This is a genomic window from Arthrobacter sp. UKPF54-2, assembly GCF_007858535.1.
GTDB lineage: Bacteria > Actinomycetota > Actinomycetes > Actinomycetales > Micrococcaceae > Arthrobacter.
Window position 1 is genome coordinate 1,131,301 of the sequence record NZ_CP040174.1, and the last position, 20,006, is coordinate 1,151,306.

Genomic DNA, 20,006 nt, shown 5'->3' on the forward strand with positions numbered 1-20,006 from the left:
CGCCTAGGCGCGGGCTTCCTGCAGGAGCCGTTCTTCCTCGCTGGTCTGCGGGTTCCGGCCGATGGCCAGGCCCACCACCGTGACCACGGCGGACACCGCGAGGTAGCCGGCGATCAGGAACCAGTTACCGGTGGCGGCGTAAAGCGCCGTGAAGATCAGCGGGGCGACGGCGCCGCCGATCACGCCGGCCAGCGTGTAGGCCAGCGAGCTGCCGGCGTAGCGCAGCCGGGCGGGGAACTGCTCGGTGATGTAGGCGGCCTGCGGCCCGTACATAAACGCGTGGAACGCCAGGCCGATCACGACGCCGATGGTCAGCATCAGCACGGACTTGCCCTGGATCATCAGGAAGAACAGCGGGATGTAGAGGGCCGTGCCGACGGCGGCGATGCCATACACGAGGCGGCGGTTGAAGCGGTCGGTCAATGCGCCGGCGGCCGGGATCAGGGCCAGCTGGAAGGCTGAGCCGATCAGGATGGCGCCCAGGACGTTGCCGGTGGTCATGCCCAGCTGCTTGGTGGCGTAGAGGGCCACAAAGACGGTGAAGAGGGAGTACAGCACGTCGGGGCAGATGCGCGAGAGGGCGGCGGCCAGCAGGGCGCGGGGTTCCTTCGTGAAGACCTCCTTGATGGGGGCCTTGGGGGCCTCGCCGTGGGCCTGGATGGCCTTGAAGACGGGGGTTTCCTCGAGCTTAAGCCGGATCAGCAGGCCGAAGACCACCAGCAGGGCGGAGGCGAGGAAGGCCACGCGCCAGCCCCAGGACAGGAATGCCTCGTTGCTGAGGGTCGCCGCGAGCAGGGCCAGGACGCCGTTGGCCATCAGGTTGCCGGCCGGCGGTCCGATCTGGGCGGCGGAGGACCAGAAGCCGCGCTTGCGGGCGTCGCCGAATTCGCTGGAGAGCAGGACGGCCCCGCCCCATTCGCCGCCGACGCCGATGCCCTGCGCCAGGCGCAGCAGCACCAGGATCGCCGGGGCGGCGACGCCGATGGAGGAGTAGTCGGGAAGTACGCCGATGAGCACGGTGGCGACGCCGATCAGCATCAGGGTGACCACCAGGACGTGCTTGCGGCCGATCCTGTCGCCGAGCCGGCCGAAGATCACCCCGCCGATGGGGCGGGCGAGGTAGCCGACGGCGAAGGTGGAGAAGGACAGCAGCAGTCCCACCAGCTCATCCCCTACGGGGAAGAAGATCTTGGGGAAGATCAGTGCCGAGGCCACGGAGTAGATCGCGAAGTCGTAGTACTCCAGCGAGGTGCCGGTAAGGCTTGCGATGTAGGCCTTGAGGGCACCGGGCGGCAGCTGCTTCTTGCCGCCATTTTTGCCGCCGGTCGGAACGGCCTGGTTGGGTGTGGTCATGATGTTCCTCCAGTTGCGGGTGGTGCCTGTGCCGGGCGGGTGTGCTTAGACGACTGCTGTGTTAGACGAAGGGGGCGGTGCCGATGCCGGCGGCGTTGAGCGCCTCGCGGACGGCGGCTGCCATGGCGACGGCTCCCGGGGAGTCGCCGTGGACGCAGATGCTTTCGGCCCGGATCTTCAGGATGGAGCCGTTGATGGTGCGGACGGCGGAGTCCGTGGCCATCCGGAGCACATGTTCGGTGACTTCTGCGTGGTCGTGCAGCACGGCGCCGGGGAGCGTTCGGGACACCAGGGTGCCGTCCGGGTTGTAGGCGCGGTCCGCGAAGGCTTCGGGGACCGCGCGCAGCCCGGCTGCCTCGGCCAAGCGGAGCACTTCCGATCCCGGCAGGCCCAGGAGGGCCAGGTTCGGGTCGACGGATTTCACGGCGTCGACGACGGCCTTGGCCTGCGCGGTGTGCGCCACGATCGCGTTGTAGAGGCCGCCGTGCGGCTTGACGTAGCTGACCCTGCCGCCCTCCGCCGCGGCCAGCGCCTGCAGGGCACCGATCTGGTAGACGACGTCGTCGGCCAGTTCGATGGGGTCGATGTCCAGGAAGCGGCGGCCGAAACCGGCCAGGTCGCGGTAGCCGACGTGCGCGCCGATCACCACACCGGCGGCTACCGCCTCGCGGCAGGTCTTCCGGATGACCGACGGGTCCCCGGCGTGGAAACCGCAGGCAACGTTGGCGCTCGATACGGAGCGGAACATCGCGGTGTCGTCGCCGAGGCTCCAGCGTCCGTAGGACTCGCCGACGTCGCTGTTCAGGTCGATGGTGGTCAGCCCGGTAGTTGCCATGTGTGATCCTCGTCTCAATGCTTGGCCTCTTCAAGGATGCACCATCTTGTCGGATTGTTCAACAATCCGACGATTCCCGTTGGGGACACTCGTGTAGATTCGGCACTATGACGACTTCCGACGCCGGCCCCCGCGCCCTCGCGGCCGCGGCCCGCCTGCGCATTGCCGTCCCGTCGGTGGCGGACCGGGTCGCAGCAGAACTCCGCCAACAGCTGGCCGACGGCGTGCTGCTGCCGGGCACCCGGCTGACCGAGTCGACGATTGCCGAAGACCTCGGGGTCTCCCGCAACACCGTGCGGGAGGCCTTTGCCGAACTGGCTGCGGAACGGCTGGTGGTCCGGCACCCCAACCGCGGGGTCTTTGTGGCCAGCCTCGCCCCCGGCGACATCCACGATGTGTACACCGTGCGCCGCGCCGTCGAGGTCGCAGCCCTGCGCGGCGGGGGCAGCCCGGAGCGGGTGGCAGCGGTCCGCGCCGCAGTCGAGGAAGGCAAGGCCGCGGCGGCCGCCGACGACGAGGAGGCCCTCGGCACCGCCAACCAGCACTTCCACCGCGCGATTGTGGCCCTGGCCGGGAGCCGGCGACTGGACACCATCATGTCCCAAGTCCTCGCCGAGATGCGGCTGTTCTTCCACAAGGCCACCGTGGATGCGCACTTCTACCGCAGCTACCTGGCCGACAACGAACAGATCTGCGCCGCGCTGGAAGCCGGCGAACCGGACCGCGCCGCGGACCTCCTGCTGGCCTACCTCGACCGCTCGGAACAGAAGCAGAGCGCCGTTCACGGGGAGTGAGCCGGCGGCCTGGTCCCCCGATGCGCCTTACGCCCTGCGACGCTCGAAATTCCCGGCGCCGCCGGATTCCCGCGTCGATCGGCATTTTCCGCATCGTCCGGAACACGCGGCGTCATGGCGGCTTCCGGCAGCCCTAGTACGCTGGATGGATGAAACGCACCCTCGCCGCCGCGTCCCTTGCCGTCCTTGCGATCACCCTGGCGGGCTGCGGCCAGCTGCAGCAGGCCACCGACAAGGCGGTCAGCGACGGCGCCTCCCAGGTTGCCAGCGCGGCCGGCAACGAGCTCAAGAAGCAGGCGTGTTCCCTGGTTGCCGACGGCCTGGTCAGCGCATCGGACAAGAAGGCTCTGGGCGGCCTCGTCGCGGGTGCCCAGGCGGCCGGACTACCCGCGGAGATCGCCGCCCCGCTCAAGCAGATCGCGGACTCGGGCGACCAGGCGCCGGCCGATTCGGTCAAGGCCCTTCAGGACGCCTGCGCAAAGTAGCTGACATTAGTTGTCGTTCTGAGCCCGCATAACGACAACAACTGCGAGCCAGTTGCGGAAAACGGCTAGCGCTTGCCCTTTTTCCGGGAGCCCTTGCCGCGGCCCTTGTCCGGGTTCGGCGCGTAGCGCTGCGCCACCTTGGGTTTCTTGACCGCGGGGCCGCGCCGGTCCGGTTTCGGTTCGCGTTTGGGCTTCTCCTGCTGCGCGGACGGCTGCCGGGAACTCGCCGCGGTGCGGCCGCGGACAATCCCGATGAACTCCTCGATCACCTCGTCGGTGGACTCGCTCGGCCAGGCCAGGGCAATTTCGGTGGTCGGCGCGCCGGTGAGCTTCCGGGCCACCGTGTCCTTGACGTTGAAGTGGCGCGCCACGGACATCGGCAGGACCACCAGGCCCGCGCCGCTGGCAACCACCTGCAGGGCCTGTTCCGGTCCGCCCAAGGCAGCAACATCCAGGAACGTCTCGGTAGCCAGGTCCGCCAGCGCCACCTCCTCGAACACAGAAATCTCGTGGCCCTTGGGCGCCACCACCACGGGCTGCTCCTCGTAGAGCGGGATGACGCTGAGGCCCTCTCGCTCCACCGGCAGCCGGACGAAGCTCAGGTCCGCGGAGCCGTCGCGCAGCACGGTGAGCTGGGCGCCGTCGTCGGACATAAAGGACCGCAGCGGAACGTCGGGCATCCGCTCTTCCCAGCGGCGGATCCACTTGCCGGGCGTCACTCCGGCCACGTAGGCGAAGCTCAGCTCCCGCGTCTCGGGGGCCGGTTCGTCGTGGGACTGGGCGATTTCTTCTTCTGCGGACACATGTTCACAGTACCGTCCGCACCGCAGGAGGGCTCCGGTCCGGCGGTTGGATGGTGCCCTGCGGCCTGGCCGCCCGATACCCTTGGAGCATGACCTCTGCAAACTCCCAGTCCATGAAGCCGGCCACCGTTGCCAAGAAGCTTGGCATCTACCTGCCCGCAACACCCCAGGAGTTCCAGGATTCGGTTATCACCCGCGCTGATTTCGCCGAGCTCCAGGCCAACCCGCCGGAGTGGCTCGCCGAGCTTCGCCGCACCGGCCCGCACCCGCGCCCCGTTGTCGCGCAGAAGCTCAACGTCTCCATCAGCGGCCTGGCCCGCGGCGGTGTCGAGGAGGCGCTGACGACGGCGGAAATCACCGCCCTGCTGCAGGCTCCCCCGGCGTGGCTGGTCGCCGAGCGCGCCACCCACGCCGCCGTCCGCGCCGAAGCCCAGCGCGTCAAGGACGAGGCCGCGAAGAAGGACGCCAAGAAGGCCCGCGCCAAAGCCGAGTAGCAGCCGGACGCCGTTTCGACGGTTACGCGCCCGCTCGACGCTGCGAACCGCCCTGTCGGCAGGGAATCATCGGAACGGCGGGGAACGCTAGCCCACGCGGGCGCTGCTTTCGATCGCTCTGAGCGTGCTGATGAGCCGGACCGCGCGCTCCTCGCCGAAGAGTTCGTCCGGCCCACTGGGGGCCAGCTCGCTGTAGGGCGATTTGAAGAGCGCATCGGGCTTGACCACGCCGTTCTCGGTGAGCTGGTTGACCAGGAGTTGGAGGAAGTCCAGCTGTGACGCGGTGAGAGCGGTGTCAGAAATGAACTCCGCGAGGGCCTCTTCCACGGCGTCGCGGTCAAGGCCCACGAGGGAGCGCACGAACAGTCCCAGCCCCTCCGTGCCCGCCCGCTCCAGGTCCACGGGGGTGCCCACGCCGCTTTCGGCCAAAATGCGGCCCAGCTCCTCAAGATCTTGGTCTGTCAGCTGCCTGTTCCGCCTCAGCCGCTGGATGGTGGTGTGGTCCTGATAGTCGGCCAGGTACAGCCGCGTCTTCTCCCGGTACCGGCTGAAGTCCATGAAGCCGGTGCTGGCCCCGGCGAGTTCGATCTCTTCAAGTTCTCCGAGCTCGTCCTGGAAGTTGGTGTACACGACGTTGCGCTTGCGCTTCTCGATCAGGTGCACGAGGTCCCGCAGCTGGGATCGGATGGACTCGAGCCATTCCGGCGACACGGACTCCCACTCGCCGTCGTCGAGAACGGTCTCAAGCAGGACCATCTTTGCGGCGATGGCCGGAACGTTGGGCTGGTCGTGGAGGGCTGCTGCCACGGACTGGATCTTCCGCCGGAAGCCGACAAGACCCGCAGGGTCCGTCAGTGCCGCCAGTTGCGCCTGGTACATGGTGCAGTCGAAGCGCTTTGCTTCCTCGGTGTCGGGAAGGGCGCCGATGCTGGCCAGCCGGGCCAGATCGTGTTCCAGGGCGTCAAAGTCTTCACCGGCGAGGGCGGTCCAGGTCTGGTCTTCGGCGAACCGGTCCACCCATTGCCGGGCCGGTTTCACCAGGAAGTTCTCACGCGGAAGCCTGTCAATGGTGTGCCGGAGCGCTGATCGCAGCCCTTCCACATAACCGTCGGCGGGAGCCCAGGACAGATCCGTGGCCGCGCGCAGAATTTTGGCCCTGGTAGCAAACGTAATTTCGGCCAGCGACTTTGCCACGGTGCCTTCGTTCCCGGGCATTCCGGCGTTGAAGTACTCGGCGTTGCGGCACAGGTCGAAGATCAGAAAGTCTTGCTTGTCCTGGCCCGGACCAAACAGGTCGGGGCACAATCGGGTGCCGCGGCCAACCATTTGCCAGAACTTGGTCTTGGACCGGACCATCTTGAAGAACACCAGGTTGACGGCCTCGGGGACGTCGACGCCCGTATCCAGCATGTCCACGGAGATCGCGACATGCGGGTTGCTGTCGCTCTTGGAGAAGTCGTCGATCAAGGTCTGGGCGTAGTTGACCTGGTAGGTGACCACGCGGGCAAAGTGGCCTTTGTACTGCGGATAGTGGTGGTCGAACCGCTTGGCGATGAACTCGGCGTGCCGGCTGTTTTTGGCGAAGATGATGGTCTTGCCCAGCCGGTCCCCGCCGGCCACCTTGTGTCCGTGTGTCATGAGCACTTCCAGTGCCTTGTCCACGGTATCGGTGTTGAACAGCCAGGAGTTCACGACGGCGGGATCAATTTCGTCGGGTATCTCGCCGTCCTCGTTCCACTCCAGTTCGTCCCATTGTTCCTTTTCGGCGTCGCTGAGGTCGTCGTAGCGGATGCCCTCGTAGGGGAACTTGAGCGGTACGGGCACCACGCGTGGCGGTACCAGGAATCCGGCGTCGATGGCGTCGTTCAGCCCGTAAGCGAAGGTGGGGACGTTGTCCTCGATGTCGAAGAGGCTGTAGGTGTTGCGGTCCACCTCCGACTGCGGCGTGGCGGTCAGGCCGATCAGCAGGGAGTCGAAGTACTCGAAGATCGCCCGGTACTTCTGGTAGACCGATCGGTGTGCCTCGTCGATGACGATCAGGTCGTAGTGGCCGATGCCGAACCGCCGCTGGCCCAGCGTTCCCGTGGTCTTGTTGATGAGGTTCATCATGGTCGGGTAGGTGGCCACGTGGATGCGGCTGTCAGCTTCCTCGCCCGATCCGAGGACGACGGGTCCGGAACCGGGCAGGTGCGTCTTGAACGCGTTGGCCGCCTGCCTGACGAGGGCGGTGCGGTCGGCCAGGAACAGCACCCGCTTGGCCCAGTTGGCTTCCTGCAGCAGTTTGGCCAGCGCGACGACGGTGCGCGTCTTGCCGGTACCGGTCGCCATCACAACCAAGGCTTTGCGCTGGTGCTGGCTTTCGTAGGCTTCCGTGACGGCGCGGATGGCGGTGTGCTGATAGGCGCGCTCGACGATCGTGTTGTCGATGGGCTGTTCCGCCAGAGGATTCCGGCTGGTCCGGCGGTCTACCAGAAGCTGGAGCTGGTCCTTCGTGTGGAATCCCTGGATCCTGCGTTCGGGATACATCGAGTCGTCCCAGATCCACGTCTCATAACCGGAGGTGTAGTAGATGACCGGGCGGCGTCCGTAGCGGCGTTCCAGACAGTCGGCGTACAGCTTGGCCTGCTGCTTGCCGACGTGCGGGTCCTTGGTGGTGCGCTTGGCCTCAACCACGGCTAGCGGCAAACCGTCGTCGCCCCACAGAACGTAGTCAATGAACCCCGTGCCGGTAAGTGTCCCCGAAGCGGTGGGCATAGTGTCCACCGGGAACTCGCGGTCTTCGGGGTTGCTGAGTGGCCAGCCGGCCTCGTTGAGATCCAGATCGATGAGGTGCTTGCGGGTCAGCGCTTCGTCGTAGTCGTGGTCGTCCGGGACGGCCTGGTTCTGCTTCTTGGCCGCGGCTATCTGGGCCTGGATCTGCTGCAGTTGTGCTGCGAGATCCTCGTTCGCCGCAGCAGCTTCCGCCAGGGCCTCATCCTTGGCCTTGAGGTCCGCTTCCAGTTGCTGCAACTGCGCCGGGGACTGCTGTGGGGCCGCCGCTTTGGGTGCCGGGGCCAGGAGGCCGGCGTCAAACGCTAACGACGGCGGCAGCTGGCTGCCGTTCTTGCCGTAGTTCCGGGCAAGCCAGTAGCAAACGTGGTGCAGCTCTTTGAGGACCAGCTCCGCGCCCATGATTGTGGGGTTGACCGGGTTGTGGACCGCGTTATTACCGGCCTTGCGGATGATGGTGAACTTGTTGCCAATCACCCCGCCGACGAGGTTTTTGAACGCCGGTTCGTTGAGGAGCGCGTTGAGATCCTCCTTGTACGGCAGGGCAAGGGACGGCTCCACCTTGTAGATCCATTCCACCAGGCGCTCGGCGGTGTACCGCGCGTAGAACATGGAGGCGCGGGGATCGATCCGGGCGAACTGCTCAGCGCGCCGGGGGTGCTGTGCCAGCTCCGGCCAGTCGGCCAGCATGAACCCGAAATTGCTGTTACCTGCCCCCATGCAGTGTTCTCCGCTCCTCCATCACGATCTTCTGTCAATCAGTCAACCATGCCGGCCGGACAGTTGCGGTCTAGTCCGCGCCCGTGGCCAGCACCAGGGGCAGCCTCCGGATGTTGGCCGCCGTATCCTCGGCGACCTTCGGCAAGGAATCCATCCAGCCGGAGAGATCGTCCCGGGCTGAGTCGAAGGCCTCCACCATGTGCTGCCTGAAATGGTTCACAATCGCGTCCGCGCGGTCCTCCGCGACGCCGAACGGAGCACCGGCGGCGACCAGCATCGTGCTGCTGATGCGCTGCAGCCGGTACTCACCCTTCACGCTCATTGCCAGGTCGATGCCGGATTCCCCGTCCCAATAGGGCGCATAGCTTGCGAGGTCGTACAGGGGGGCAAGCCGCGCCCGCCGGCCACTCAGCAGCAGGGAATAATTCTTGGCGTGGGCGTCGGTACCGGCCACCACGGTATTGAAGACCAACGCCCTGTAAAGGGCCTCCCCGGTGTCCCGTCGGTCGGCCTCTTCGGGCAGGGACCGCACCAGGGCCGCCATGTCCGACATGCCTGGCCCGCCGTCCCGGTGCTGGTACTTCTTGGCCGGCGACACACTCAATGACTGGCAGAGGTCTTCCTGGTGGAGCCGGCGCCATGTTCCGTCTCCGGCCACCTCGCGGTCATAACGCTCCGTGACGAACACGTCCCAGTCGCCGATCTTTGCGAGCTCGGATTTCGCCACATTGAGCCCCAGGAACTGAGCGGCGCGCATGGTCAGCTGTTCGACGACGTCGAGCCTGCTGAAGTTCCCCGCAGCCGGCTTCAGGATGTGGGTGGTGGGTAGGGCATCCGTGGGCACTCCCCAACTGCCGTCCGGAAGCCGGTGCAGGGCAATCTTGGGCTGCGCACCCGCAAGGCTGAAGCGTCCGGCCGCATCGTTGTACGGTGTTCCGTCCTCATACTCGGCGACAACGCGGTCCAACATCTCGGCAACTTCGGAAGTGGTGACGGGCCGGACGCCACGCCGGGAAATAGTCGCGTCGGAAGACTCATGGCCTGGCGCAGCAAATTGGAGGGCGCCGGCGACATCCGTACCGATGTGCTCGAGGATGGCAAACGGATTGGACGGCGATACGCCAAAGCGCCGCGCAATCGTGCGCATCGCCCCGTCGCTGTCCGGCAGGAGACCCTGCAGGAAAGGCAGGACTGCCCGCTTCTTGTGCAGGGCGGCGGCCAACGGCATCGACAGCGAGAGTGGGGTGGCATCCGGCATGGCCTGGTACTCGGGCCGGTAGCGGAACGTCAGATTGCCTGACGGCGTCTGCTCGACCCGCCCGCACAGGGTTCCGTCCATAAAGACGTCGAGGGCCCGGGTCACCATCGCACCTTCCCCGTCTCGCGGTCGCGGATGGCCATCTCGTAGCCCAGGGCCTGGAAGACATCCATAAATTTAGACGTCTCCACGGTGGACTTGCCCGACTCGAGGTCGATCACGAAGGTCCGCGAAACGTTCGCACGGCGCCCCAGTTCCGCCTGCGACCAGCCCCGCTCCTCGCGGAGTTCGCGGACCAGCGGCCCGGCCTCACGGACTGTGTACATTGCGGCTCCTGTCGGCGTACGGCGACTTTAGCATTTGTTGCCGTACGGCGACTTTAGCAGTTGTTGCCGTACGGCGACAAGAGTCCGCGCTATTAGAAGAAGTCTTCGTCGAGTTCCACCACGTCGTAGCTTTGTTTCACCTGAACGCCCACGCGGTACTTGATCATGAGGTTCACCAGCCGTGTGCCGTCGATCAGGATCGTCCGGGTGGGGATGTTGGCGGCATAGTCCTTGGCACCTTGCGAAAATCGGCTGGTGGTAATGAACACGCCCTTGGACGCGGAGACACCATGAAGAGCCCCAACGAAGGCCTGAATGGCTTCCCGGCCAACGGTGTTCTCCGCGCTGTACCGCTTGGCTTGGATGTAGACGCGGTCAAGGCCAAGCGCATCCTGGTCAATGACGCCGTCGATCCCGCCGTCGCCGGAACCGCCAATGCGGCGGCCTCGCTGCTCGGCTCCCCCGTAACCCATCTTCAGGAGAAGATCCACGACCGCATGCTCAAAAAAATCAGGGGAGCTTGCCAGGATCCGACTTAACAGCGACGATCCAGTTTCGGCGTGAATTCGATCGATGGCGGCTTCAATAACGTCGGTAGGATCTGCGTCTTCGTCCAGGATTTCGATCTCCGGCGACGGAGATGTCTCTCGACGCGCGGCGCGCACTTCTGCCTGATGCCGACGGTAGGCCTCCACTTCGCGCAACTGAGCCTGCGCCAGCCCTTCGGGGTATCTCGTGAGGAGTTGCTGCCCGACATCCGTAATGACATAGAGAGCGTTATCCGGCCGGGCCAGGGCGGTGGCGGCGATCAGGTGGGAGATTGCCCAGCCGACGCGCCCCTTTGCCTTGAGGTCTCCGGAACCCAGGCGAACGGCGCGCAGTTCCTCGGGCAGGCCAAGAACGTCCATCGCCTGTTTGGTGAGCTCCGTCCGGGTACGAGCTTGTCCGTCTGACAGGACCCGGAGGATGGGGGTCATGAACCCGTGCCACTTGGGGATGCCGCCCTGCTCTGTGGTTTGGGTCATCACAGCTCTCCTTTGAACGCGCGATCCTGGAGGGAAGCGAACAGCGCGTCCAGTTCGGCAAGGTGCTTCCGGTGGGTTTCCTTCAGGCGTTCGACGGCAGCGACGCGGGTCGCAAAGGCCTGCTGGAGTTCGAGGGGAGGAACGGCGATTTCGAGATTTCCCACGATCTTCGTATTCAGATTCAGCATTGTCGCGCCTTGAGCTGCTCCCGTAAGTCTATTTCTGGCCTCTCGACCGGACAGAACCGCGCATAGATAGGTGGAAACAAGGTGCTTCGCAGAGGGTCGGATGATGAGAGATCCCGTTCCACACAACATAGGTCCATGGCTCTCAAGGACTTCGGCGCAACGCCCGATCTCACCGCGCCTGCCGAGAACGACATCTCCGGCCAAGAGCCGAAAGCTTTCGAGGTCAGTGAACTTGGCGACCGATACGGAAAAGGACGAGTCCGCGACGATCTTGCCGTCTCGTATATGCATTGGATTCACAAGAGGAACACCGCCATCCACGTAGTCTCCCTTGTGGAGGAGTGACCCGAATGGGCCGGTTTGGATACGGATGCAGACCTCAGCCAACTTCATGCGGGGAACCGAGCTGACTTCGCTTTCCATTCGCTGGAAGATCGACTGGGTGAGGGTGTCGAGGTGGGCGAGGGCTTGGCGGCGCTTGGTGCGGAGTTCGTCGGCATTGTCCAGGATCGCCGCGATCCGCCGCTGCTCGTCGAGAGGTGGAAGTGGAACCCGCCATGCCTTCAGCATTGAAAGATTGATATTGTTCTGAGCAATACCCCGACCGCTAGCCGACAACAAACCAACCGAGGCATCAAGAAAGTGGCGCAGATAGCTGGTATCGGCTTGTTTAGGGTCGACCTGCAACCCGGCAATCGCCTGGTTGCTGCTTGCGGGAATCCCGAGGACTGCGGTTCTGCCGATGGTGGCGAATATGGAAACTAAGAGCGTTCCAGCTGGCCAGAGCTTGGCTGTGCTTGTTGATAGCCCAGTTTCACTGATTGTCTCGGCTGTCCCAGTCACCTGGCCCTGCAGCATGTCGCCGATCTTCACCCATGGAATTTGTCCACCGAAATTTCCGGGATCTTTACGGCTCGGAGTCCCCCCCGATTCAATGCGACAGACTTCCCCCAGCGTTACGGTCCTCACTTCAGCAGCTCCCGCAGCTCCGACATCCCCTGAGTGATCTCACATTCGAGCTTGTCCAACGCAGCCAAGATATCCGCCGGCTCCGCATGGTCGACTACTTCGTGTTCGATCTCGCGGTACCGGTTCAGCGACAAGTCATAGTCCTTCGCCACGATCTCCGACAGCGGTACGCAGAACGACTGTTCCGTCCGCGCGCGGGTGAGTTCCGCCGTCGTGCGTTCCTTCCAGCGCGAAAGAACATCGGGGAGGTCGGACGCGCCGAGCGCTGTGCGCTTGTCGTCCAGCGAGAAGCCGTCCGCGCGGACGTCGTAGAACCAGACGTTATCGGTGCCGCCGGAGTTGGTCTTGGTGAAGAAGAGGATGGCGGTGGACACTCCGGCGTAGGGCTTGAACACGCCGGACGGGAGCTTGACCACGGCGTCGAGCTTGTGGCCCTCTACGATCAGCTTCCGCAGTTCCTTGTGGGCCTTGCTGGAGCCGAACAGAACACCGTCGGGCACTACGACCGCGGCGCGGCCGCCGTTCTTCAGCAACCGGATGAAGAGCGCCAGGAACAGCAGCTCGGTTTTCTTGGTCTTGACCAGGGCCAGCAGGTCCTTGGCCACATTGTCATAGTCCAGGCTGCCTGCGAACGGGGGGTTGGCGAGGATGACGTCGTATTTCTCCTCCTCGGTGCTATGCAGGTCCGCGAGGGAGTCCCGGTAGGCGATGTCCGGGTTCTCCACGCCGTGCAACAGCATGTTCATGGAGCCGATCCGGAGCATGGTGTTGTCAAAGTCGAAGCCGTGGAACTGCTCATTATGGAAGAACTTGTTCGACTCTGCATTGGTCAGCAGGTTCGGGTGGTTCTTCCGGAGGTGCTCCCCCGCCTGGACGAGGAACCCGCAGGTGCCGGATGCGGGATCGCAGATGGCTTCCATCGGCTTGGGTGCCGTCATGTCCACCATGAGGTCGATGATGTGCCGCGGTGTGCGGAACTGCCCGTTGGTACCGGCCGACGACAGCTTGGACAGCATGTACTCGTAGAGGTCGCCCTTGGTGTCCCGGCCGTCCATGTTGATGCCGTCAATGACATCCACCACCTGCTGCAGGACCCCAGCGTTCGGGATTTTGAACTGGGCGTCCCGCATGTGGTGGCTGTAGGTTGACTCCTCGCCGTTGGCCAGCTTGGGCAGCTCGTTGCGCAGGAACGGGAAGACGGACTCCGAGAACACGGTGAACATCTCGTCCTTGGCGAAGTTCTTGAACCGGCTCCAGCGCAGATCCGCGTACGGCCGGCCCTTGGGGTCGTTACCTGAAGGGAAGACGGCGTCCTCCATCGGCTGGCCCAGCAGGTTGGCTCTCTTTTCCTGCAGTGTGTGGCGCTCGTCCAGCCTCTTCAGGAAGAGCAGATAGGTGATCTGCTCGATGACCTCCAGCGGGTTGGAGATGCCACCGCTCCAGAACGTATTCCAGACCTTGTCGACTTGGGACTTAATTTCACCGGTAATCACAGATCGAGCTTAGTGGGCAGGGCCGACCATGTTCGCCGCAGCCCCGGCCCCTAGTCCTGGTGCAGTTGGACGTAGTTCCCGCAGCCGTCGTCGAGCACCACCGTGGTGCCGCCGGGTCCCTCCGAGGGTTCGCCCTGGAAAATCACGCCCTTCGCCGCCAGCCGCTCGTACTCAGCCCGCACATCCGGCACGCCAAAGACAATCGCCGGCAGGCCCGCGTCGTGGCAGGCGTTCATATAGGCCGCACCGATCGGGTTGTCGCTGGGTTCCAGCAGCAGCCCCACCGAGCCGCCTCCCGCGCCGGCCGGATCCTTGATGATGTAGAGGTTGTGTTCCGGCAGCGCCATGAGCGTTTCGAAGCCCAAAATGCCGGTGTAGAACTCGTGGGCGGACGCCGGGTCCTTGACGTGGATGGAGCACATTTTTAGTCGCATGCGCCCTAGGCTACGCCAGGCCGGTGCGCCCGGGAACGGGGCATTGACGGCCCGCCCGGGATGGATTCCAATGGAATCAGCGGAACAGTGTCCGCCCGGGACGGGTTCCGCAGGAGGTGCGCGATGCCGTCACTGCCAGGATCCGGTCCGCTGTGGGCCCTGCAGATCCTCTTCCTCGCCCTGATCGTCATCGCCGCCGCGGGCGGCTCGGTGTACCTCGCGCGGAAGCATCACGCGTCCGACGGCGCCCTGCCGGACGCCGTGTTCTGGGACGGTTTCGCGGGCCTCGCCATTGTGGCCCCCGCCGTTCTCCTGCCGTCCCTGGCCTCGCCGCCGGTCGGGCTGCTGCTCGGCACCCTTGCCGTCACAACGGCGGCGCTTAGTTACCGCTGGACCCCAGAGCTGTTCCGCCGGCAGGCGGCCCGGCGCGCCGCCCGGGACGCCGCGGCCGCCGATGCGGAGGCCGCCCTCCGGCACCAGGCGGCCCTGGCCCGCTGGCAGCGCTACGAACTTGATCCGGCCTGCTGCATCGACTTCCCGGCGATGAGCGACCCCCGCCGGCCGGAGACCTCGGCCATGCTCAAGGCCATGAAAGCGGCCGAGCAGCAGCGCAGCGGGGCCGGACGCGGCCCGGCCTCCGGCGGCTACACCACCGCCGTCGACCGGCTGGAACGGGCGCTGGCCGAGGCCGAACGCGCCGCCGGCGCGCGGCACACGTCCTCCGAGGCGGCACGATGACTGACATCACGATTATCGGCAGCGGCAACATGGCCCGGGCGATCGGCCTCCGCGCGGTGGCGGCGGGACGGTCCGTCCAGGTCCTGGACCGGAGCCCGGACAACGCCGCTAAACTCGCGGCGGAGCTGGGCCCCACGACGAGGTCCGGGGGCCTCGGCGACGTACCCGAGGGAGACATTGTGGTCCTGGCCCTCTACTTCGAACCGGCCAAGGAGGTCGCCACGCACTACGGCGACACACTCAGCGGCAAGACGGTGATCGAGATCAGCAACCCCGTCAACATGGAGACGGGCGACTCGCTGGTGGTCGACCCGGGAACATCCGCGGCGGAGGAAGTGGCCCGGCTCCTCCCCGGCGCCCGGGTTGTCAAGGCGTTCAACACCACGTTCGCCGGCACCCTCGCCGAGGGCTCAGCGCAAGGCATGCCGCTGGACGTCTTCATCGCCTCCGACTCGGAGGCGGCCCGGAACGAGGTGGCGGCCTTCGTCACCGCGGCAGGGCTCCGGCCCCTCCAGGTCGGGGCGCTTCGCCACGCCCGCGAGCTGGAGGGGATGCAGCTGCTGGTGATCGGCCTGCAGATGAATCCGGCGTACGAGACCTTTAACTGGGGCACGGCGCTGAAGATCCTCGACTGAGCAGCGCCGCGCCCGCCGGCCTAGAGGTCGACCGTGCCGCTTTCGCCGACGCTCATCCGGCTGTTGGTGACCTTCGACTTCACCCACTGCAGGACGGTCGCGGCCGTGCCGCCCGGGCTGGTCCAGTACTCGGCGGAATCCGAATCCACGTGCAGCAGGACCGCCTCCGGGGTTTCCGGGCCGTCCGGGAACCACGCCTCAACCGCCTGGTTCCACCGGTCGCGGATTTCCTGCCGGTCCGTGACCACCTCGGCCGTCCCGGCCACGGAAACCCACTCCGTGCGCCTCCCGAAGGAGACATTGACCGTGGGGTTGGCGCCGATGTGCGCGACCTGCGAGGTGCCGGACGACGTGAAGAACCACATGTCGCCGTCGGCCTCGACGTCCTGGACGGCCAGCGGCCGGCTGACGAGCGCGCCCTTTTCGTTGATGGTGGTGAACATCCCGATCCTCGAATCGTTAATGATCTCCGTCACCTTGCTGATGTCCTGTGCGTCCGACATGCGCTCACCTCGTCCTTGATCCAACGGGGAAGGTCCCCCTCCCGCAAGCCTATTGATAAGTGTGCTTACTTTTCAAGATGCACACGCACAGGCTGGCGCGAGGGGGACCTCGGCTGTAAGGGTTCCGGCGGTAGCGAACGCGGTCAGTTGCCCCGGGACAGCACCCGGCCCTTGAAGAACTCGGGGCGCAGCCTGGCCATGACCAGCATGAGCACCGCACCCAGCAGGATGACGCCCATCCCGAGGATGAAGACCAGGCCCAGTCCGCCGACGGAGGAACCGGAACCGTACGCGGGGTCCATGGAGTCGTAGGCGGTCTTGAAGAACATCACCAGCAGGATGATGCCGCCCAGCAGCGGGGCGAGGAACTTGAAGAAGAACGACTGTGCGCCGCTGAAGGCCTGGGCGCGGAAGAACCAGACGCAGGCCAGCGCGGTGATGCCGTAGTAGAAGCAGATCATCATGCCCAGGGCGGTAATCGTGTCGTACAGGGCGTTCTCGGACAGGGTCCGGGTGATGACGTAGAACGCGGCGGCGGCCACGGCCGAGGCGACGGTGGCGTAGCTCGGCGACTTGTAACTCGGGCTGATCTTGCCGAACTTGTGCGGCAGGGCCTTGTAGTGGCCCATGGACAGCAAGGTTCGTGCCGGGGACACGAAGGTGGACTGGAGGGATGCGGCCGAGCTGCTGAGGATGGCCAGCGACATCAGGATTGCGAACGGGCCCATCACGGGTCCGGCGAGGACGGCGAAAATGCTGCCCTGGTTCTCCGGGTTTCCGGCGCCGAGTCCTTCTTCGCCGATGCCGGCGTAGGCCAGCGTGGCCAGTGCGACGGTCATGTAGATGATCACGATGACCAGGACCGTGACGGTGGCCGCGCGGCCGGGCGTCTTCTCCGGGTTTTTGGTTTCCTCGTTCATGGTCAGCGTGACGTCCCAGCCCCAGTAGATGAAGATGGAGAGCGACACGCCGGCGGCGAAGGCGGAGAAGGATTCGACCGCGAACGGGTTGAACCAGTCCGGCGCGATGGCCGTGGCGTCAAAGGCCGTACCGTTCGCCACGTGGCTGAACGCGGCGACGGCGAACCAGCCCAGGACAAGCAGCTGGAACGCGACCAGGACGTACTGGACGGACTTGGTGGTCTCCATGCCGCGGTAGGAGACCCAGCAGGCGAGGGCAATGAAGACCAGGGTCGTGGCGATGTTCAGCGGCAGGTTGGTGGTCAGGCCCGCCAGGTCCGGGTTGCCGAAGAGCTGCGCCAGCATGAGGTAGAAGAAGTCGACGGCGACCGCCGCCAGGTTGGAGAGCACAATGATGGTCGCGGCGATCAATCCCCAGCCGCCCATCCAGCCGATCCACGGGCCGAACGCCCGCGAGGCCCAGGTGAACGAGGTGCCGGCGTCGGGCATGGCGTTGTTCAGCTCGCGGTAGCCGAAGGCCACCAGCAGCATGGGGAGGAAGCCGACCAGGAAGATCGCCGGCAGGTGCACACCGACCTCGGCGACGGTCGGGCCGAGGGCGGCCGTCAGGGTGTAGGCCGGGGCGATGCAGGACACGCCGATCACGACGGCCCCGATCAGGCCCACCGAGCCGGCCTTCAGGCCTTTCTCGCTCAGGCCGTGCTGCTGGTCCGCGGCGGCGGCCTTGGAAGTCACGTGTTCGGTGCTCATGCTCGTGCCTCTCGGGAGGTGTCATTCGACGGTGAAGGGGACAGGTTTTTAAGCTCGTAGTCGCTGGGGACCACGATCATCGGCACCGGCAGGGCGCGCAGGATGCGGTTCGCGGTGCTGCCGAGGAAAATGGAGCGGTGCCGGGCGAGGCGGCTCGAGCCGATCAGCAGGACCTCGCCGGACTCCCACTCGAGACGGTCCACCGCCTCCTCAACGCTGCGGCCCTGGGCCACCACGACGTCGGCCTTGGAAGCCAGCGCGCCTCCCGGGGCATCCGCCGGAAGGGCGGCCGCGAGGTGCTTGTTGGCGTAGGCGCGGGCGGCCTCTGCAGCCTCCGCCGAGTCTGCGTCGTCCAGTGTCAGCAGCGAGACGACCCGCAGCGGCACCTCCCGGTTCACCGCCATGGATACGGCAAAGTCCAGCAGCTTTTCCGCGCCCGGGCGGTCCCCGAGTCCGCAGCTGACGCGGGTGAGGGCCTCGCGGCGGTGGTAGCCGTGCGGGGCCAAGGCCACCGGGACGGTGGCGGCGTGCAGCAGGGCACTGGCCACGGACCCGACGGTGAAGCGCTTGAACAGCCCGTTGCTCGTGGCGCCGATGATCAGCATGTCGGCCAGGAACTCGTCACAGGCCTCGATCAGGGTCTGCGCATCGGATTCACCGCTGCGGATATGGGCTTTGGCGGGGACGTCCGCGGGCACCATGGCCAGCGCTTCGTCGAGCCATTCGCTGGCCTGCTGGTGAAGGTAGCTGTCGTAGCCGGCGGCGGGGGCGTGGGCCGCGTTGAAAACTCCGGCGTCCGGGATGGCCACCACCAGATCCAGGGCCGCACCGCGGCCGCGGGCCAGGGAGACGGCCAGGTTGATGGCATCACGGCCTCTGGCATTGGCTGAATACCCCACTACGTAACGCATCTGGCCGACCTCTCTGGTTGTTTGGGTTAGGGGTTCGTGGATAGGAATTTGGCGCTAGCGGGCGGCCGGGGTGCGGTCTGCGGCGGCGACGATCCGGGCCGCCGTCGCACGCCCCATCCGCACGGCCCCGTCCACATGCTGGTAGCCCTCGGCCGCGAGGTCGGAGCAGGCCCAGTAGATCGGTCCCACCGGGGTGTGCTGGTCCTTGCCGTAGCGGTGCAGGCCGCCGAGGTCGTAGCTGGCGGCGTACGCGCCGCGGGTCCATTCCTCGGAGCCCCAGTCGGACTCGTAGTAGACCTCCGGTTCGAGGGCCTTCTCACCCAGGAAGCCCGCGATGGATTCGAGGATGGCGCGGCGGCGTTCCCCGGCGCTGAGCTCGAACATGGCGTCCGCTTTTTCGTCCGAGACGAAGCCCACCAGGGTCCCGCGGGGATCCCCGTGGTTGGTGTTGTCGTAGACCTCCTGGACCAGGGCGTCGGCCCCGAAGCAGGTTCCGGACAGCCCGTCTTCGCGCCAGAACGGGGTGCTGTAGACGGCGTGCACCTTGATGACCAGGCCCAGGGACTGGTGCTGGTGCATCTGGTGCTGGCGGCGCGGCAGCGGCGGGTTGTAGGAGACCCGGGAGTAGAGGTTCGGCGGCACGGCCATGATCACGAAGCGGGCGTTCACGGTGGCGCGGTCCGAGACCACGGTCACGCGGTGGCCGGCCTCGCCGGCGCCGCCCTCCTCCCAGTTGATCGTGCGCACCGGGCTGGAGAGGACGACGTCGTCGCCCAGTTCCGCTGCCTGCAGCAGCGAGACCTGCTGCATGCCGCCGACAACGCGCTTGTCCAGGATGAAGTCTTCATCGGTGAGGTTGGTGAAGGACCCGGCCGATGCAGCCATCAGGACCGCCTGCAGGGCGGAGAAGGCGTGCGCGGGTTTGGTCAGCATGCCGCCTGCGATGAACAGGCCGATGTTGTTGCAGGCTTCCTCATCGGCGGAGTTCTGGCGCAGCCAGTGGTGGAAGGAGATGGTGTCCAGCTCACGGGCCTTGGGGTGGGCCCACGGTTCGGTGGCGCCGATTTCCGCGGCGAGCGAGTCCAGCAGCTGTGTCAGCTTGTCCATTTCGGCGGCGGTGGTGTCGCTGACCGGGAAGGTCTCCCCGGTGTAGAGCGTGCGCTTGCCGCCGGCGCCGATGTAGACCGACTGTCCCTCACGGTAGCGGTCGTACGTCTTCAGGCCGAGCTCTTCGAGGAGCCCAAGCAGCGCGGTCTGGTCCGGCGAGACCCATTGGCCGCCGATCTCCAGCATGGCGCCGTCGATGGTGTCCGTCCAGGTCCGGCCGCCCACGCGGTCGCGCGCTTCCAGCACAGCGACGCTCAGGCCTGCCTTGCGGAGCTCCCGGGCAGCGGTCAGGCCGGCGGGGCCGGCTCCAACGATGACGACGTCGCGGTCAAGTTCCAGCATGATGTCCTCTCTGTGGCCGCGGCGTGATGCGAACCACTAAATGAATGTCATTCATTTAGGACGACTATAGCGCTAACGTGGGAGAGAGGGAAGACCCCGGTGCAAAATCGCCTTCGGTGGAATAATCCGGTGGAATAGTCCAGAGGACACCAAG

19 protein-coding genes are annotated in these 20,006 nt (G+C 65.8%); 5 read left to right on the forward strand and 14 right to left on the reverse strand.

Going from position 1 to position 20,006, the window contains the following annotated elements; all coding sequences use genetic code 11:
* Positions 1–3: 3 nt before the first annotated feature.
* Both E7Y32_RS05100 and E7Y32_RS05105 read right to left on the reverse strand, forming a co-directional pair.
* Positions 4–1,353: an MFS transporter gene (locus tag E7Y32_RS05100; RefSeq protein WP_146336177.1), complete on the reverse strand. Its 1,350-nt coding sequence runs from the start codon at positions 1,351–1,353 to the stop codon at positions 4–6.
* A gap of 61 nt (positions 1,354–1,414) precedes the next feature.
* Positions 1,415–2,173, reverse strand: a complete 759-nt coding sequence (locus E7Y32_RS05105) for a LamB/YcsF family protein (RefSeq protein ID WP_146338249.1) — start codon at positions 2,171–2,173, stop codon at positions 1,415–1,417.
* Between the two features lie 122 nt (positions 2,174–2,295).
* Here E7Y32_RS05105 and E7Y32_RS05110 point away from each other — a divergent pair, with 122 nt between their 5' ends.
* Together E7Y32_RS05110 and E7Y32_RS05115 are read left to right on the forward strand one after the other, a co-directional pair.
* A complete protein-coding gene (locus E7Y32_RS05110; protein ID WP_146336178.1) occupies positions 2,296–2,982 on the forward strand; it encodes a GntR family transcriptional regulator in 687 nt (228 codons plus the stop codon).
* Positions 2,983–3,131: 149 nt separating this feature from the next.
* Positions 3,132–3,467 (forward strand): hypothetical protein, encoded by a 336-nt coding sequence (locus tag E7Y32_RS05115; RefSeq protein ID WP_146336179.1) that lies wholly within the window; start codon positions 3,132–3,134, stop codon positions 3,465–3,467.
* Between the two features lie 65 nt (positions 3,468–3,532).
* Here the strand turns inward: E7Y32_RS05115 and E7Y32_RS05120 are convergent, their stop codons facing one another.
* The gene (locus E7Y32_RS05120; protein WP_146336180.1) at positions 3,533–4,270 is read right to left on the reverse strand and encodes a LysR family substrate-binding domain-containing protein; all 738 of its coding nucleotides are present in this window, start codon (positions 4,268–4,270) and stop codon (positions 3,533–3,535) included.
* An 89-nt stretch (positions 4,271–4,359) separates the two neighbouring features.
* On the opposite strand from E7Y32_RS05120, the gene E7Y32_RS05125 reads away from it, so the two are divergent.
* Complete coding sequence (locus E7Y32_RS05125; protein WP_138767873.1) at positions 4,360–4,764, forward strand: DUF5997 family protein; 405 nt, start codon at positions 4,360–4,362, stop codon at positions 4,762–4,764.
* An 87-nt stretch (positions 4,765–4,851) separates the two neighbouring features.
* Here E7Y32_RS05125 and E7Y32_RS05130 read toward each other — a convergent pair whose 3' ends face one another.
* From E7Y32_RS05130 to E7Y32_RS05160, 7 genes are all read right to left on the reverse strand, one after another.
* Positions 4,852–8,253 (reverse strand): DEAD/DEAH box helicase family protein, encoded by a 3,402-nt coding sequence (locus E7Y32_RS05130; protein WP_146336181.1) that lies wholly within the window; start codon positions 8,251–8,253, stop codon positions 4,852–4,854.
* Positions 8,254–8,323: 70 nt separating this feature from the next.
* Positions 8,324–9,619, reverse strand: coding sequence for a type II toxin-antitoxin system HipA family toxin (locus tag E7Y32_RS05135; RefSeq protein WP_146336182.1), 1,296 nt, complete (start codon positions 9,617–9,619; stop codon positions 8,324–8,326).
* A complete protein-coding gene (locus E7Y32_RS05140; protein ID WP_146336183.1) occupies positions 9,613–9,837 on the reverse strand; it encodes a helix-turn-helix domain-containing protein in 225 nt (74 codons plus the stop codon). The genes E7Y32_RS05135 and E7Y32_RS05140 overlap by 7 nt, the downstream gene beginning before the upstream one ends.
* A 92-nt stretch (positions 9,838–9,929) precedes the next feature.
* Entirely contained in the window at positions 9,930–10,862 is a 933-nt protein-coding gene (locus E7Y32_RS05145; protein WP_261382544.1) for a restriction endonuclease, read from the reverse strand.
* Positions 10,862–12,019 (reverse strand): restriction endonuclease subunit S, encoded by a 1,158-nt coding sequence (locus E7Y32_RS05150; RefSeq protein ID WP_146336184.1) that lies wholly within the window; start codon positions 12,017–12,019, stop codon positions 10,862–10,864. Before E7Y32_RS05150 ends, E7Y32_RS05145 begins: the two co-directional genes overlap by 1 nt.
* Positions 12,016–13,512 (reverse strand): class I SAM-dependent DNA methyltransferase, encoded by a 1,497-nt coding sequence (locus E7Y32_RS05155; RefSeq protein ID WP_146336185.1) that lies wholly within the window; start codon positions 13,510–13,512, stop codon positions 12,016–12,018. Before E7Y32_RS05155 ends, E7Y32_RS05150 begins: the two co-directional genes overlap by 4 nt.
* Before the next feature lie 50 nt (positions 13,513–13,562).
* The gene (locus E7Y32_RS05160) at positions 13,563–13,946 is read right to left on the reverse strand and encodes a VOC family protein (protein ID WP_146336186.1); all 384 of its coding nucleotides are present in this window, start codon (positions 13,944–13,946) and stop codon (positions 13,563–13,565) included.
* A 123-nt stretch (positions 13,947–14,069) separates the two neighbouring features.
* On the opposite strand from E7Y32_RS05160, the gene E7Y32_RS05165 reads away from it, so the two are divergent.
* Both E7Y32_RS05165 and E7Y32_RS05170 read left to right on the forward strand, forming a co-directional pair.
* Complete coding sequence (locus tag E7Y32_RS05165; protein WP_146336187.1) at positions 14,070–14,684, forward strand: hypothetical protein; 615 nt, start codon at positions 14,070–14,072, stop codon at positions 14,682–14,684.
* Positions 14,681–15,319, forward strand: a complete 639-nt coding sequence (locus E7Y32_RS05170; protein WP_146336188.1) for an NADPH-dependent F420 reductase — start codon at positions 14,681–14,683, stop codon at positions 15,317–15,319. The genes E7Y32_RS05165 and E7Y32_RS05170 overlap by 4 nt, the downstream gene beginning before the upstream one ends.
* A 20-nt stretch (positions 15,320–15,339) precedes the next feature.
* Here E7Y32_RS05170 and E7Y32_RS05175 read toward each other — a convergent pair whose 3' ends face one another.
* The 4 genes from E7Y32_RS05175 to E7Y32_RS05190 form a co-directional block, all read right to left on the reverse strand.
* Positions 15,340–15,822 carry a pyridoxamine 5'-phosphate oxidase family protein gene (locus tag E7Y32_RS05175; RefSeq protein ID WP_146336189.1) on the reverse strand — a complete coding sequence of 161 codons (483 nt, stop codon included), beginning with the start codon at positions 15,820–15,822 and terminating at the stop codon, positions 15,340–15,342.
* 143 nt (positions 15,823–15,965) lie between these two features.
* Positions 15,966–17,492 carry an APC family permease gene (locus E7Y32_RS05180; protein ID WP_146336190.1) on the reverse strand — a complete coding sequence of 509 codons (1,527 nt, stop codon included), beginning with the start codon at positions 17,490–17,492 and terminating at the stop codon, positions 15,966–15,968.
* A complete protein-coding gene (locus E7Y32_RS05185) occupies positions 17,489–18,403 on the reverse strand; it encodes a universal stress protein (RefSeq protein WP_146336191.1) in 915 nt (304 codons plus the stop codon). Before E7Y32_RS05185 ends, E7Y32_RS05180 begins: the two co-directional genes overlap by 4 nt.
* 54 nt (positions 18,404–18,457) lie before the next feature.
* Complete coding sequence (locus tag E7Y32_RS05190) at positions 18,458–19,852, reverse strand: NAD(P)/FAD-dependent oxidoreductase (RefSeq protein ID WP_146336192.1); 1,395 nt, start codon at positions 19,850–19,852, stop codon at positions 18,458–18,460.
* Positions 19,853–20,006: the final 154 nt, after the last annotated feature.

Excerpts from the sequence above, each read along its gene's own strand:
- E7Y32_RS05100 (WP_146336177.1), bottom strand. The coding sequence starts at position 1,353 with ATGACCACACCCAACCAGGCCGTTCCGACCGGCGGCAAAAATGGCGGC.
- E7Y32_RS05110 (WP_146336178.1), top strand. The coding sequence starts at position 2,296 with ATGACGACTTCCGACGCCGGCCCCCGCGCCCTCGCGGCCGCGGCCCGC.
- E7Y32_RS05115 (WP_146336179.1), top strand. The coding sequence starts at position 3,132 with ATGAAACGCACCCTCGCCGCCGCGTCCCTTGCCGTCCTTGCGATCACC.
- E7Y32_RS05125 (WP_138767873.1), top strand. The coding sequence starts at position 4,360 with ATGACCTCTGCAAACTCCCAGTCCATGAAGCCGGCCACCGTTGCCAAG.
- E7Y32_RS05130 (WP_146336181.1), bottom strand. The coding sequence starts at position 8,253 with ATGGGGGCAGGTAACAGCAATTTCGGGTTCATGCTGGCCGACTGGCCG.
- E7Y32_RS05135 (WP_146336182.1), bottom strand. The coding sequence starts at position 9,619 with ATGGTGACCCGGGCCCTCGACGTCTTTATGGACGGAACCCTGTGCGGG.
- E7Y32_RS05140 (WP_146336183.1), bottom strand. The coding sequence starts at position 9,837 with ATGTACACAGTCCGTGAGGCCGGGCCGCTGGTCCGCGAACTCCGCGAG.
- E7Y32_RS05145 (WP_261382544.1), bottom strand. The coding sequence starts at position 10,862 with ATGACCCAAACCACAGAGCAGGGCGGCATCCCCAAGTGGCACGGGTTC.
- E7Y32_RS05160 (WP_146336186.1), bottom strand. The coding sequence starts at position 13,946 with ATGCGACTAAAAATGTGCTCCATCCACGTCAAGGACCCGGCGTCCGCC.
- E7Y32_RS05165 (WP_146336187.1), top strand. The coding sequence starts at position 14,070 with ATGCCGTCACTGCCAGGATCCGGTCCGCTGTGGGCCCTGCAGATCCTC.
- E7Y32_RS05170 (WP_146336188.1), top strand. The coding sequence starts at position 14,681 with ATGACTGACATCACGATTATCGGCAGCGGCAACATGGCCCGGGCGATC.
- E7Y32_RS05175 (WP_146336189.1), bottom strand. The coding sequence starts at position 15,822 with ATGTCGGACGCACAGGACATCAGCAAGGTGACGGAGATCATTAACGAT.
- E7Y32_RS05180 (WP_146336190.1), bottom strand. The coding sequence starts at position 17,492 with ATGAGCACCGAACACGTGACTTCCAAGGCCGCCGCCGCGGACCAGCAG.
- E7Y32_RS05185 (WP_146336191.1), bottom strand. The coding sequence starts at position 18,403 with ATGCGTTACGTAGTGGGGTATTCAGCCAATGCCAGAGGCCGTGATGCC.
- E7Y32_RS05190 (WP_146336192.1), bottom strand. The coding sequence starts at position 19,852 with ATGCTGGAACTTGACCGCGACGTCGTCATCGTTGGAGCCGGCCCCGCC.